15 protein-coding genes are annotated in these 12344 nt (G+C 72.5%); 7 read left to right on the top strand and 8 right to left on the bottom strand.

Annotated elements, in window-relative coordinates; genetic code table 11:
* Positions 1-30: 30 nt before the first annotated feature.
* Together LZ495_RS44945 and LZ495_RS21805 are read left to right on the top strand one after the other, a co-directional pair.
* A complete protein-coding gene (locus tag LZ495_RS44945) occupies positions 31-495 on the top strand; it encodes an SRPBCC family protein (RefSeq protein ID WP_235054448.1) in 465 nt (154 codons plus the stop codon).
* 205 nt (positions 496-700) lie between these two features.
* Positions 701-1846 (top strand): hypothetical protein, encoded by a 1146-nt coding sequence (locus tag LZ495_RS21805; protein WP_235054447.1) that lies wholly within the window; start codon positions 701-703, stop codon positions 1844-1846.
* 7 nt (positions 1847-1853) lie between these two features.
* Here LZ495_RS21805 and LZ495_RS21800 read toward each other — a convergent pair whose 3' ends face one another.
* From LZ495_RS21800 to LZ495_RS21790, 3 genes are all read right to left on the bottom strand, one after another.
* Positions 1854-3167: an adenylate/guanylate cyclase domain-containing protein gene (locus LZ495_RS21800; RefSeq protein ID WP_235054446.1), complete on the bottom strand. Its 1314-nt coding sequence runs from the start codon at positions 3165-3167 to the stop codon at positions 1854-1856.
* Between the two features lie 30 nt (positions 3168-3197).
* Positions 3198-3740 (bottom strand): PH domain-containing protein, encoded by a 543-nt coding sequence (locus LZ495_RS21795; RefSeq protein WP_235054444.1) that lies wholly within the window; start codon positions 3738-3740, stop codon positions 3198-3200.
* 179 nt (positions 3741-3919) lie between these two features.
* Positions 3920-4780, bottom strand: coding sequence for a biotin--[acetyl-CoA-carboxylase] ligase (locus LZ495_RS21790; protein ID WP_235054442.1), 861 nt, complete (start codon positions 4778-4780; stop codon positions 3920-3922).
* Positions 4781-4901: 121 nt separating this feature from the next.
* On the opposite strand from LZ495_RS21790, the gene LZ495_RS21785 reads away from it, so the two are divergent.
* From LZ495_RS21785 to LZ495_RS21770, 5 genes are all read left to right on the top strand, one after another.
* Positions 4902-6488 (top strand): acyl-CoA carboxylase subunit beta, encoded by a 1587-nt coding sequence (locus LZ495_RS21785; protein WP_235054441.1) that lies wholly within the window; start codon positions 4902-4904, stop codon positions 6486-6488.
* 74 nt (positions 6489-6562) lie between these two features.
* On the top strand, positions 6563-6760 hold the full coding sequence (locus LZ495_RS21780; RefSeq protein ID WP_235054439.1) for an acyl-CoA carboxylase subunit epsilon: 198 nt from the start codon (positions 6563-6565) through the stop codon (positions 6758-6760).
* Between the two features lie 198 nt (positions 6761-6958).
* Complete coding sequence (gene mmpB, locus LZ495_RS45330) at positions 6959-7078, top strand: morphogenic membrane protein MmpB (RefSeq protein ID WP_372498618.1); 120 nt, start codon at positions 6959-6961, stop codon at positions 7076-7078.
* Between the two features lie 142 nt (positions 7079-7220).
* Positions 7221-7697: a hypothetical protein gene (locus LZ495_RS21775; protein WP_235054437.1), complete on the top strand. Its 477-nt coding sequence runs from the start codon at positions 7221-7223 to the stop codon at positions 7695-7697.
* 161 nt (positions 7698-7858) lie between these two features.
* Positions 7859-8479, top strand: coding sequence for a nucleoside triphosphate pyrophosphatase (locus LZ495_RS21770; protein WP_235054436.1), 621 nt, complete (start codon positions 7859-7861; stop codon positions 8477-8479).
* 12 nt (positions 8480-8491) lie between these two features.
* Here LZ495_RS21770 and LZ495_RS21765 read toward each other — a convergent pair whose 3' ends face one another.
* The 5 genes from LZ495_RS21765 to LZ495_RS21745 are packed head-to-tail and all read right to left on the bottom strand — an operon-like array spanning position 8492 to position 12117.
* Entirely contained in the window at positions 8492-8968 is a 477-nt protein-coding gene (locus LZ495_RS21765; RefSeq protein ID WP_235054434.1) for a hypothetical protein, read from the bottom strand.
* A 56-nt stretch (positions 8969-9024) separates the two neighbouring features.
* Positions 9025-9738 carry a hypothetical protein gene (locus tag LZ495_RS21760; RefSeq protein ID WP_235054432.1) on the bottom strand — a complete coding sequence of 238 codons (714 nt, stop codon included), beginning with the start codon at positions 9736-9738 and terminating at the stop codon, positions 9025-9027.
* A gap of 50 nt (positions 9739-9788) precedes the next feature.
* Complete coding sequence (locus LZ495_RS21755) at positions 9789-10733, bottom strand: MsnO8 family LLM class oxidoreductase (protein ID WP_235054431.1); 945 nt, start codon at positions 10731-10733, stop codon at positions 9789-9791.
* Positions 10733-11314 (bottom strand): hypothetical protein, encoded by a 582-nt coding sequence (locus tag LZ495_RS21750; protein WP_235054430.1) that lies wholly within the window; start codon positions 11312-11314, stop codon positions 10733-10735. The genes LZ495_RS21755 and LZ495_RS21750 overlap by 1 nt, the downstream gene beginning before the upstream one ends.
* The gene (locus LZ495_RS21745) at positions 11311-12117 is read right to left on the bottom strand and encodes an alpha/beta hydrolase (RefSeq protein ID WP_235054429.1); all 807 of its coding nucleotides are present in this window, start codon (positions 12115-12117) and stop codon (positions 11311-11313) included. Before LZ495_RS21745 ends, LZ495_RS21750 begins: the two co-directional genes overlap by 4 nt.
* Between the last annotated feature and the right edge of the window lie 227 nt (positions 12118-12344).

Below are 12344 nucleotides of genomic sequence, written 5' to 3'. Positions count from 1 at the left end.
GGCACCGGACAGCGCGGGCCGGGAGGAACTGTGCCCACGCTCTCCGTCACCACCGTGATCGACCGGCCCGCACCGCACGTTTGGGCGGTGCTCCGCGACTTCCGCGACCCGTCCGCGTGGTACCCGATGGCCTTGGCCGCCGACGGGACCGGGAGCCCGCCGGACCCGGCCCAGGCCGGCATCCGCCGGGTCGTGGCCCCCGGCGGCGCCCTGCTGCGCGAGCGGCTCGTCGAGCACGACGACACCGGCTGCCGCTACACCTACGAAGTGCTCGATCTGGAGCGGCAGCCGTGCGGGCTGCAGCTGACCGGGCCGTGCCTGGCCACCGTGCGCGTCGAGTCGATCATCGGCGGCACCATGGCCCGGGTGGTGTGGTCGGTGCGCTACGACTACGCCGAAGACGGCGCGGACGCAGCGCGCGACCAAGTACGCCGCCTGGAACGCGACATGTTCCGCCCCGCCCTGCGCGAACTGCGCCGCAGACTGAGCCACTAGCTGCGAGACTCCGGACAGGGCCGAACGCAGCCAGGGGAGCGGGTGCGTCGGTGCGGTCACGCGACCCTGGGGAGGAAGCATGCCGGAAACGACGTCGGATCCATGCCCGGAGCCCGAACCCGAGCCGGAGCCGGCCCCGGACGCGGACCCGGGGTCTGAACCGTGCCCGCCGACCGGCCCGGGGCCTGCTCCCGGCCCGGATCCTGTGCCGACGCCGACGCCGCGTCCCGTCCCCCCTCCGGTCGACGAGTCGTACCTGCGCAGGGCTGCCGAGGAGGCGACCCGCCGCTGGGTCGAGGACACCGAACGGGCGCTGCCCGCCAGGTGGGACGGCCCGCAGGTGCTGCTGCAGGCGTTCGGGAACATCGCCACCGACGACCGCCGCGTCTGGTGGCGGGAGCAGGTGCGCGCGTACGCCCGCGAGCACACCCACCGGTTCCGCGAGGCGGGACGGGCAGCCCTGCACGCCCTGGCGGACCAGACGTACGCCCGGTTGCGCGACGCGACCCCGCGGCCCACCGAACGGGAACTGTCCCGGCGCACCCCGGAGATCCTCCGCATGCTCGCGGACACCGTCGGGTCCACCGCGATCGGCCGCGAACTGACCGCACTCGCCTTGGAGATCGACGCCGCGGCCGTCGAGCGTGCCGTACGGTCGTCGGTCCTCGACGACCTGCGGACCGCCCGGCTCGCCGAACTCGGCCACATCACGCCCGCCTTGTCCGCGCCGCTCGCCCGCATCGACGAGATCGAGGCGGAGGTGCGCAGTTCGCTGTCCCTGCGGAACACCCTGCTCCCGCTGCTGGCCGCGGACTTCGCGGCCCGGGACGCGGCGCGTCGCACGATGAACGGCGGGCACCGGGCCGCGGACGAGTCCGACCGGGCACTGCGCGCCTCGATGGGCGCGGGCCTGGAGGAGCAGCACCAGGCGATGGCGGCGCCGCTCGCCGCGGCGCGGTCGTCCGCGGTCGCGACGGTCGCCGACATGCCCCGGCTGACCGCGGCGATCGAAGGCAATATCCGCGCGTTCAAGGACCGCTTCGTCAAGTGGGACCTCGTCGGGCACCCGATCTTCGAACAGGCCGTGCACACGTACGGAGCTCCGGCCGTACGGGCGCTGCTCACCCTGTCCCTGGACACGACGGTGAGCCTGTTCCGCCTCATGTCGCGCAACGTGGGTATATGGCCGGCGTTCCTCGCATGCTGGCCGGCCGGCACATCGGAAGCCGAACTGGCCTGGGCCTTCGCCAAGTTGATGGACGTCCCGGACGCGGCAGCCTTCCTGGCGGACATCCGCAAACGGAAGGCGGACAAGCCCGGCTACGTGGCGGGCCCGGGCACTTGGCCCTGACCCGCCGTCAGGCGATCGGGCCCGCCTGGTCCGGTATCGGGGTGCCGTCCACGCCCGCGTCCACACCGTTCACGTCGTTCACCTCGTCGATGACGTCGACGTCCACATCCACGTCGACGACCATCTCGACCTCCGAGACCGGCGCAGGCCCGTCGGGCTGCTTGTCGCGGACGCCCAGGCGCTGCACGGTCCACGGCTCGACCAGGCCGAGGCCGCGCACCGGGCGCCGCCACATGGGCTGCAGGTCGTACCCGGGCCCCTCGCCCAGCGCCGCGGCGAGTTCGCGGTCCACGACCACGGTGTTCTTGGGCGCCAGCGCGGTCAGCCGGCTGGCCAGGTTGACCGTGGTGCCGAAGACGTCGCCCATCCGGGACAGGACCTGGCCGTACGCGATGCCGACCCGCAGTTCGGGCAGTATCGGCTCGTCGGCCATCGCCTCGACGAGCCGCAGCCCGAGCTCCACCGCGGACTCCGGCTTGAACGCGACGAACAGCACCTCGTCGCCGAGCGTCTTGACGAGACGGCCGCCCAGCGCGGTGATGACATCCGAAGCTGCGTCCTCGAACGTCTGGACCAGGCGGCCCAGTTCGGCCTCGGAGAGGTTGCGCGACAGGCGCGTGAAGCCGACCAGGTCGGCGAACCCGACGGCGAGCCGCTGCCCGACGGTGTTGTGGTCGGTGAGCGACTCCATCACGCGGGTGGTCGCGGCGGCGAGGTGGCGGCGCCACGCGTACAGGACCAGCGGCTCGAGCTCCGGCATGACGTCCCCGGCACCGCCGACGACCTGCTCGGAGCGCGCCCCGGTCAGCTCGCCGCCGATGTACTCGACCCAGGCCTCCGTCTGCCACTCGGCGAACCGGGCCATCGTCTGGCCAACCGAGCGCACGAACTGCGCGGCCACCGGCTCCGGGAGCAGCCCCGTGCGGACCAGCTCCAGCAGGTGTTTGAGGGCCTCGACGTCGGCGTCGGTGAAGGCGCGGGCCGGACCGAAGTCCGGGAAGCCCAGGGCCCGCCACAGCCGGCGGGCCTCCTCCAGCGGGACGCCGACCATGTGCGCGACCTGACCGGAGGTATAGCGGCGCGGGGCGCCGAGCACGATCTCCTCCATGTCGGAGATCGAGTGCTGCACGGCCTCGGCATCGTCGAGGTCCGGCAGGACTATGTGGTCCTTGCCGTCCCGGCTGTCATTGGACGCCTCGGCGTCCTTGCGGCGGGGGGTCTCGCGGCCGCCGGCCGGGGTCGTCCGGCCGTCGATCGGGTGCCCTTCGCCGGCACTCTCTTCGGGCATGCGCTCCACCGTGGGGTCAGGGTGTCTCGTCATGCCCACCTTACGTGGCGGGCATCACACCGGTCAGCCGGTGCCGTCCCGGCCCGCGTAGTAAGCGGCGTCGCGGGCGAGGTCCACCAAGCGCAGCAGCTGCGCCTGGGCCTGCTCGACGTGCCCGACGCCGACCAGTTCCATCGGCTCGCGGCCGTCGTCGGGGGTCACCACGAGGGTCCCTATCCCGAGGACGCGCTCCAGGAGGGAGTCCTGGGTGAACGTGACGTCCTGGACGCGGGCGAGCGCTATGGCCCGGCCTTCCTGGGTGACCAGGCCGCTGCGGACCACCAGGCGGCCGTCCTCGACGACGTGCTTGTCGGTGAGCCAGCGCAGCCAGGGCACCACGGTCCAGCGGGCGACCGCGGCCAGGGCGAGCACGAGGACCGCCAGCCGGGCCCACATGCGGCCGTCCCGGTCCGGGGCTATCGAGGCGAGGAACGCGGCCGCGCCGACGACCAGGAAGAGGACGGCGACGGGCCGGACGAGCACGCGCCAGTGCTCGCGGAAGACGAGCGGGACGCCGGCTTCGGGCAGCGGCCCGCCGGGCCGCTCCGCGGGTTTCCCGACCGCCAAGGCCCCCACCTCCGTACCTGCACGTACCTGCGCGTACCTGCGCCGTCCCCTGCCGGAAATTGTCCGCCGGTCGCGTCGGCGCGGCACGGTGACACGCCCACCACGTACGGGTGGGTATGCAGGGCGCCGAGCGGGTGCGGCCGCAGGCCGGACGGCCGGCCGCCGCACCCAATGCCCGGTCAGACGTACGGTGCCTCGTCGGCGGGGCGTACGTGGACGACGTCGCCCGCGCCGACCGCCTGCGGACCCTCCGGGGTGGCCACGATCAGGCGGCCGTCGTTGTCGATGCCCGTCGCGGTGCCGACCAGGGCCTGGCCGGCGGGCAGGTCGACGCGGACGCGGCGGCCGATGGTCGCGCAGGCCTGCGTGTACGCGGCGTGCAGGCCGCTCGCCCGGGCGTCGCCGCCGGCCGCGCGCCAGCGCCCGTACCAGGTCTCCAGGTCGCGCAGAACCGCCCGCAGCAGCGGGTCGCGGTCGGTGGTGATGGAGCCGGCCAGGCTCAGCGAGACCGCGCCGGGCACAGGCAGCTCCTCCTCGCGGAGCGACACGTTCAGGCCCATGCCGACCACGACCGACGAGCCGGCGCGCTCGGCGAGGATGCCGGCCAGTTTCCGCTCGCCGATCAGCAGGTCGTTGGGCCACTTGAGGCGTACGTCGACGCCGCCTACCCGGCTGGTGGCCTGCGCCGCGGCGACGCCCACCAGCAGCGGCAGCCAGCCCCAGTGCTGCACCGGCACGTCGTCCGGACGGAGCAGCACGGACACGAAGATGCCGGAGCGCGGCGGGGCGGTCCACTGGCGGTCCAGGCGCCCGCGTCCGGCGTTCTGGTATTCGGCGACCAGCACCAGGCCCTCGTCCTCGGCGGCGCGGGCCGCGAGGTCGGCGTTGGAGGAGCCGGTCTCGGCGACCACCTGCACCTCGCGCCACAGCCCTCCGCCGCCCTCGAAGGCGCGGCGCAACTCGGCTTCGCGCAGCGGCGGTCGGTCCAGATCGGTCCACGGCGAGCCGGCCGGGCCGCCTTGTGTGTTGCCCTCGTTCATGCCGCCCACATTAGGGCGCGGAAGGGGGCGGAGATGCCGTTGAGCCGGGGCGGTGAGAACGTGTTTCCGGGCGCGGCTACGCTACGGATCGCCGCAGTTCGACTTGACAGGAGCCCGCGCAATGGACCCGGTACAGGGCGATCCCGACATCCACACCACGGCCGGCAAGCTTGCCGACCTGCGTCGCCGCATCGATGAGGCCGTGCACGCGGGCTCGGCCCGTGCGGTCGAGAAGCAGCACGCCAAGGGCAAGATGACCGCGCGCGAGCGCATCGAGTACCTCCTCGACGAGGGCTCGTTCGTCGAGCTCGACGAGTTCGCCCGGCACCGGTCGACCAACTTCGGCCTGGAGAAGAACCGCCCCTACGGCGACGGCGTGGTGACCGGCTACGGCACCGTCGACGGCCGCCAGGTGTGCGTGTTCTCGCAGGACGTCACGATCTTCGGCGGCTCGCTCGGCGAGGTGTACGGCGAGAAGATCGTCAAGGTCCTCGACCTGGCGATCAAGACCGGCTGCCCGATCATCGGCATCAACGAGGGCGGCGGCGCGCGCATCCAGGAGGGCGTCGTCTCGCTCGGCCTGTACGGCGAGATCTTCCGCCGCAACGTCATCGCGTCCGGCGTGATCCCGCAGATCTCGCTCATCATGGGCGCGGCGGCCGGCGGCCACGTCTACTCCCCCGCGCTGACCGACTTCATCGTGATGGTCGACCAGACCTCGCAGATGTTCATCACCGGCCCGGACGTCATCAAGACGGTCACCGGCGAGGACGTCTCGATGGAGGACCTGGGCGGCGCGCGCACGCACAACACCAAGTCCGGCAACGCCCACTACATGGGCGGCGACGAGAAGGACGCCCTGGAGTACGTCAAGGGCCTGCTCTCGTACCTGCCGAGCAACAACCTCGAAGAGGCTCCGGCGTTCCCCGAGGTCGCCGACCTGGAGACCAGCGAGTACGACCTCGAGCTCGACACGCTGATCCCGGACTCCGCGAACCAGCCGTACGACATGCACAAGGTCATCGAGCATGTCGTCGACGACGCGGAGTTCCAGGAGGTCCAGCCGCTCTTCGCGCCGAACATCATCGTCGGCTTCGGCCGCGTCGAGGGGCACAGCGTCGGCATCGTGGCGAACCAGCCGATGCAGTTCGCCGGCACCCTCGACATCGACGCGTCCGAGAAGGCCGCGCGCTTCGTGCGGACCTGCGACGCGTTCAACATCCCGGTGCTGACCCTGGTCGACGTGCCCGGCTTCCTGCCCGGCACCGACCAGGAGTGGAACGGCATCATCCGGCGCGGCGCGAAGCTGATCTACGCGTACGCCGAGGCGACCGTGCCGCTGGTCACCATCATCACGCGCAAGGCCTACGGCGGTGCGTACGACGTCATGGGCTCCAAGCACCTGGGCGCCGACGTGAACCTGGCGTGGCCGACCGCGCAGATCGCGGTCATGGGCGCGCAGGGCGCGGCGAACATCGTGTACCGCAAGGAGCTGGCCGCGTCCGAGAACCCGGACGTGCGGCGCGCCGAGCTGATCCAGGAGTACGAGGACACGCTCTGCAACCCGTACATCGCGGCCGAGCGCGGCTACGTGGACGCGGTCATCATGCCGTCGACCACCCGCGCCCACGTCGTGAAGGCGCTCCGCGCGCTGCGCGGCAAGCGCGAGACGCTGCCGCCGAAGAAGCACGGCAACATCCCGCTGTAATCCGGCGCGGTGCGGGTGCCGCGTATCCCCAGCGGGTACACGGCACCCGCCGCCATCAGCGAGCAGGAGCAGTCATGATCAAGATAGTCAGGGGCGAGCCGACCCCCGAGGAACTCGCCGCGATCGTCGCCGTGGTCGCCGCCAGGGCCGCCGCCGGCGGCCCCCCGGAGTCCCCCGCGCCCCCGTCCCAGTGGAACACCCCCGCCCGCCTGGTCCGCACCCCACTCCACCCGGGCCCGGGCGCCTGGCAGGCCAGCGGCTGGGCCCGCTGAGCCCCACCACGGTTCAAAAGGCCACGCTCGCGAGATCTGCGACGACGGGGACTGAGTCTCCGGTCCTCGGCCCCTGCGCGCCTACCTGCGGGTGGGTGGGCGGGGGCCGGCGCATAGTCTTCGGGTGACCGGGCTGGTCATGTGAATTGAGTATCGGTACTCAAGAGCACAGCGGACTCAACGCGGACCATGGACACCATGCGTCGCATCCGTGAGGAACCCCCGGAGGAACTTCGACGCGCCGCCGAGCATCTGCGGCGCGTCGTGATGGTGCTGCCGGTCGTGGTGATCCTGGTCATCGCGCTCTTGGCGCTCTGAGGCGACGCCACGGTTGCCGGATTGGTCATTCAATCGGGTGAACGGGTTGCGAATCGCCCTGCAGGTCCCGCGCGTTTGAGCTTCGGTCCGCAATCGTGGACAGCTCCGCGACAGGCGACAGGCGCAGCACGGGGACGATGCCATGGACGACGAAGAAGCGGGCGTACTCCTGGCCCGGTGGCGGCATGCGCGGCAGGTCGCCGATCTGCCGGCCCGGTTCACCGAGCTTCTGCAGGACCAGTTCGACGCCGAGGATCTGGATGCCTTCCTGGCCCCGTTCGATCCGGAGGACGCGGATGCGGCGGAGTTGATGGGGCATGCGTTCCCGGTGCTGCAAGGGCTGCCGGACGGGAGCCTCGCGTGGCGGCTTACCGGGCCGCCGGACGTCGTGCCGCACGCGGAGGACCTCGGGGTCACGTTCACGGCCGTCCTGCAGCTGGAGATCACCGCATCGAACCGCGACGTGTTCCGGATCCGCTGGCAGTACACGGTCACCCGCCCCGAACCCGCCGCGCCGCTGGTGGTGACGCATGTCGAGGATCTGACTTTCGGCGGGCCCGAGGACTACGAGACGTGGCTGGCCGCGTGGCGGGCGGAGTACTTGGACGGCAGCGGATAGGGCGGAAGTCGGGTAGCACGGCGACGGGGAAGACGGGTAGGCGGAGGCAGGTAGGCGGGGATGGGTAAGGCGGTGACGGGCGGGTCGGCGGCGGCTTCGGGAGGAGCCGGGTGTTCGGGGCCGGTCTCGCGGGGGCGGTGAGCTCGGCTACTTTGGTCCGCATGTCCGAGCGCGCTGCCTCCCGTACCCCGGCCCGTCTTCTGGTCCTCGCCTCCGCGTCCCCCGCCCGGCTGGGGCTGCTGCGGCAGGCCGGGCTGGATCCCAAGGTCCGGGTCAGCGGTGTCGACGAGGACGCGCTCACCGCGGCCACCCCCGGCGAACTGGCCCTGGTCCTCGCCGAGGCGAAGGCCCGTACGGTCGCGGCGCTGTGCACCGATGGCGAGTTGGTCATCGGCTGCGACTCGGTCCTGGAGCTGGACGGCCAGGCCCTCGGCAAGCCCGCCTCGCCCGAGGAGGCCACCGCCCGCTGGCACGCGATGCGCGGCCGCGCGGGCGTGCTGCAGACCGGCCACTGCGTGATCGACACCGCGAGCGGCCGCGAGGCTTCCGCGACGGCGTCGACCGTGGTGCGGTTCGGGACGCCGAGTGATGCGGAGATCGAGGCGTACGTCGCGTCCGGCGAACCGCTGCACGTCGCAGGCGCGTTCACGCTGGACGGCCGTTCCGCACCGTTCGTGGACGGCATCGACGGGGACCCGGGCAACGTGATCGGGCTGTCGCTGCCGCTGCTCCGCACGCTGCTGGCGGACCTGGGCACCTCGATCACCGACCTCTGGACCTGACGGCCGCGGGCGTCACGCCGAGACGTGGATCGACCAGACCAACGCCGGATCTCCGCTGCCCGGTTCGGACTCGGAGATGACCGAGGCCGAGCCCACCCGGAACCGCGACCATCCGGGTCCGTCGCTGCGCTCCTCGTACGGGACGATCTCGGCACCCGCGGCGCGGAGCGCGTCCGCGAGGCGCTGCTCGCCGACCCGGTCGTGCAGTTCGCCGTAGGCCTCCCGTACCGCCTCGGGGACGATCGACTCGTCACCGTGGTCGAGGCGATGGACCTGCACCGAGAATCCCCGGCACCGCCAATCCGTCGCCGGCTCGAACTCGAAGAAGAACTCCACGAGGCCGTAGTCCCGGCGTAGTCGGCGGCGGCTGCGATCGTCCAGGTAGGAGTCACCGAGCACGGCTGCCACATCGGCAGGCTGCGCGCCGGCTCCCACCCCGAGCACGGTCCGGGAGCACACAGCCGCCACGTAGAAGTCGATCTCGCCCATGGGTCTCCCTTTCCTGGCGTACACGTCATCGGCTCTGCACCTGATCGGCACGCCGCTCAGCCAGCCGCGGGCCCGATCTCGGACTTCGCGAGGACGGATGCCGACGATCCCCATCCGGGCAGGCCTGCCCGGAAGCGTGCCCCGTCGGCGTAATCAGGCGGCGTGCCTCCGAGGCCGGGCACTTCCAGGAGGTAGAACTCGACGCTTCGTCCGGTGACATGCACGTCCGGTCCCGGAGAGCAGGACAGGTGCAGCGAGAACGGTTCGCCTGCTTGCTTCGGCCCTTGGATGCCGGAGCCCATCACGACGCGCGCGTAGGGGCGTTCCGACGGAGCCGGCATCGCGTACTGCAGGCTCTCGGCCCTGCGTACGACGATGAGTGCGGTATTGCCGGTCCGGTACTGCAGCGCGGTGCGGAATTCCAGCAGGATCCCGACCGTGCCGACCACCAAGTCCGCCTGCACGCACAGGATCTGCGCCTCCAGGAGGGCGTCGTCCTCCACCAGCGGGTCCCAGGAGACCGCGGGCGCATCCAGGCCCTCGGGCCGGTGCCACAGGAGGCTCTGGATGTCCCACGCGATCTGCGCGCGCTGTTCGGCGAACGCCTCGTGCATGTCGGCGAAGGAAGCGAACCAGAAATCGGCGGACCTCGTACGGCCGTCCTCGCCCGCTCCGGCCACCACGGCGATCACATTGCCGTCCGCGTCCTGCTCCGCGTCGATGCGCCAGGCGGCATAGGGGCCGGTAAGGAACGTGCCGGACTGCTTCATGGCCGCTTCCCCGTCGACGATGGCGATTGCCGGACTCTACTGCCCGGCGTTCACAGCAGCGCCTTGGCGAGCAGGCGGTACGAGTGCGCGCGGGCCTCCGGGTCGTGGGTCAGGGTGTTGACGATCAGCTCGTCGACGCCGTGGACGCGGGCGAGTTCGAGCAGGCGGGGGCCCACGTCGTCGGCGGTGCCGTGCATCAGTGCCGCGCGATTGGCGGCGGCACGGGCCGACTCGTCGGTGGTCCAGCGGTGGCGCGCGGCGTGGGTGGTGGTGGGGTGCGGTTCGTCGTGGCCGAGGTCCTTGCGGGAGCGCCACAGCAGGTACGCGTCGGCGAGGGCGTCCGCGTCGCGGGTGGTGTCGGCGGCGATGACGCGTACGGCCAGCGCGCGATGCTCCGATGCGCGGCCGGTGGGCCCTTCGGCGAACCTGGCGAACGCGATGGGGCCATGGTCCGGGCTGAAGAAGTGGGCGAAGGCGAAGCTCGTGCCGAGTTCGGCGGCGAGGCGCGCGGACTGCGTACCCGCGCCCAGCAGCCACACGGGTGGGGCCGGGGGTGAGGCTGGGGGTGGGGTCGACGCCGGGTCGCCGGGTTGCGGGGCGAGGTGGCGGAGCAGCTCGCGTACCCGGTCCGGGAAATCGCGGGCCGGGCCGCCGGCGCGCCCGATGCCGAGGTCGACGCGGCCGGGGTGCAGTGCGGACAGGACGCGGAAGGTCTCGGCCACCTTGCGTGCCGGATAGCGCGGCAGCAGTACGCCGCCGCTGCCGATGCGCAGGTTCCGGGTGCGTTCGAGGAGCATGCCGACGAGTACTTCGGGGGCGGTGCCGGCGAACCCCTCGGTGTCGTGGTGCTCGGCCACCCAGAAGCGGTGGTAGCCGAGTTCGTCGGCCTCCTGGGCGAGAGCGGCGGTCGCGGCGAGGGCGTCCGCGGGGGTCTGGCCGGTGCCGACCGGCGACTGGTCGAGGACGGAGAGGCGGAGGGTCGTGGTGCCGCTCATCAGGATGCTCCTCGGGTGGCGTCGCTCGTGGCGTCTTGGGCGGTGCCTTGAGCGGCGCCTCGGGTCGTGGCAGGAATGATGCGGTGGTCGCGCCGGAAGACGAGGTTGTGCAGGTCGGCGGCGGCGATGGCACGCAGGACCGGGAGTTCGGCGGCAGCGTCCCGCGGGGTGAAGATGTTGAGCGGCCATTGGCCGACCGTGCCGCCCTGCAGGTGCGGGTGGTGGAAGCCGGCGCCGTAGAAAGCGGTCAGCCGGATCGGGTCGAGGGCGGTGGTGCGCTGTTCGGGCCACCCGAGTTCCCAGTGCGCGACCAGACCGCCCGCGGGGGCGGGACGGACACCGGTCGCGGTGATCTCGCCCGTACCGAGGAGGAGTTCGGCGTCGATTTCGGCGAGCGCCTGGCGGGCGTAGGGGTCGAGCAAGTCGACGGCGGTCCGGAAGAGCTGCTCCTTTCCGGCCCGGGTGCGCTGCGGGGAGGCGGGGTCGTGCCCGTGGGTACCGTCGCGCAGGTCGGCGAAGTGGCGTACGAGCGCGCGGTGGTGGTCCGTGCGGGCGGTGGAGGCGTCGTCGTCGGTGCTCATCGCGGGACTCCTTGCGTTGTGTGGACGGCCAGTACGTCGCGGTACGCGGTGGCGAGGCGGCTGCGGAAGTGCGTGGAGGCGAGGAACACACCGTGGCCGATGCCGGGCAATTCCTCGTATCGGACGGGGACTTCGTCGCGACTGAGGGCGTGGGCGTAGGCGCGTACGTCGTCGACGACCGGGTCGAGGGCGCCGACCACGAGCGCAGCGGGCGCGGCACCGGCGAGGTCGTGCGCTTCGGTGGGAGTGCTGTACTCGCCGGCCCGGACGGCTTCGACCGCGCCCGGTCCGCGGTAGTCCCGCCAAGCCTCGCGCAGCACCACGCGCGACGGAAAGGCCCGCGGATCGCGGTGGTACGAGGCCGCCCGGCAGGCCGGGTCGAGCGGCGGGTACGCGAGCAACTGCGCGGCCAGCGGGCGGCCTTGGTCGCGGCGTACGAGCGCAGCCGAGGCGGCGAGCGTGCCGCCCGCACTGTCGCCGCCGACCGCGACGGGCTCGCCGGGCGCCTGTTCGTCGGCCCAGGCGAGGACAGCGAGGAGGTCGCGCAAGGCCGCGGGGTGCGGGTGGCAAGGGGCCAGCCGGTAGTCGACGCCGACGACCGTGGCCCGGGTGCGGCGGGCCAGATCCGCGAGCGCCGGATGCCAGTCGGCGACCGATCCGGACCGCCAACTGCCGCCGTGGGCCCAGACCAAGCGACCTGCGTGCGCGTCGGCGTTCTTCGGCCGGTAGATCCGGACCGGGACGGTGATGTCGTGGCCGAGGCTGCGGATGGCGGCGGACTGCCAGGTGACGGGGGCGGTCATGGGGGTCTCCTCAGGGCTGGGCGTCCGCTGCGCGGACGGGGGTGTTCGTAGAGGTACGCGTACTGACGGGGAAGGCGCTTCGCGGGCCTTGGTGTACGTCCAGCGGCGAAGCCGAGGACGGCAAAGGCGCGAACCAAGGTGGCGGGGGCGGGGGCGGGGGGGGGGGGGGGGGGGGGGGGGGGGCCGCCCCCCCCCCGCCCCCCCCCCCCCCCCCCCCCCCCGCCCCC

It is taken from the genome of Yinghuangia soli (genome assembly GCF_021502675.1).
GTDB lineage: Bacteria > Actinomycetota > Actinomycetes > Streptomycetales > Streptomycetaceae > Yinghuangia > Yinghuangia soli.
Note: the sequence above shows the minus strand (reverse complement) of the source record. Positions and strands in the feature narration are given on the sequence as shown.

Excerpts from the sequence above, each read along its gene's own strand:
- LZ495_RS21800 (WP_235054446.1), bottom strand. The coding sequence starts at position 3,167 with ATGACGAGACACCCTGACCCCACGGTGGAGCGCATGCCCGAAGAGAGT.
- LZ495_RS21790 (WP_235054442.1), bottom strand. The coding sequence starts at position 4,780 with ATGAACGAGGGCAACACACAAGGCGGCCCGGCCGGCTCGCCGTGGACC.
- LZ495_RS21785 (WP_235054441.1), top strand. The coding sequence starts at position 4,902 with ATGGACCCGGTACAGGGCGATCCCGACATCCACACCACGGCCGGCAAG.
- LZ495_RS21780 (WP_235054439.1), top strand. The coding sequence starts at position 6,563 with ATGATCAAGATAGTCAGGGGCGAGCCGACCCCCGAGGAACTCGCCGCG.
- mmpB (WP_372498618.1), top strand. The coding sequence starts at position 6,959 with ATGCGTCGCATCCGTGAGGAACCCCCGGAGGAACTTCGACGCGCCGCC.
- LZ495_RS21775 (WP_235054437.1), top strand. The coding sequence starts at position 7,221 with ATGGACGACGAAGAAGCGGGCGTACTCCTGGCCCGGTGGCGGCATGCG.
- LZ495_RS21770 (WP_235054436.1), top strand. The coding sequence starts at position 7,859 with ATGTCCGAGCGCGCTGCCTCCCGTACCCCGGCCCGTCTTCTGGTCCTC.
- LZ495_RS21765 (WP_235054434.1), bottom strand. The coding sequence starts at position 8,968 with ATGGGCGAGATCGACTTCTACGTGGCGGCTGTGTGCTCCCGGACCGTG.
- LZ495_RS21760 (WP_235054432.1), bottom strand. The coding sequence starts at position 9,738 with ATGAAGCAGTCCGGCACGTTCCTTACCGGCCCCTATGCCGCCTGGCGC.
- LZ495_RS21755 (WP_235054431.1), bottom strand. The coding sequence starts at position 10,733 with ATGAGCGGCACCACGACCCTCCGCCTCTCCGTCCTCGACCAGTCGCCG.
- LZ495_RS21750 (WP_235054430.1), bottom strand. The coding sequence starts at position 11,314 with ATGAGCACCGACGACGACGCCTCCACCGCCCGCACGGACCACCACCGC.
- LZ495_RS21745 (WP_235054429.1), bottom strand. The coding sequence starts at position 12,117 with ATGACCGCCCCCGTCACCTGGCAGTCCGCCGCCATCCGCAGCCTCGGC.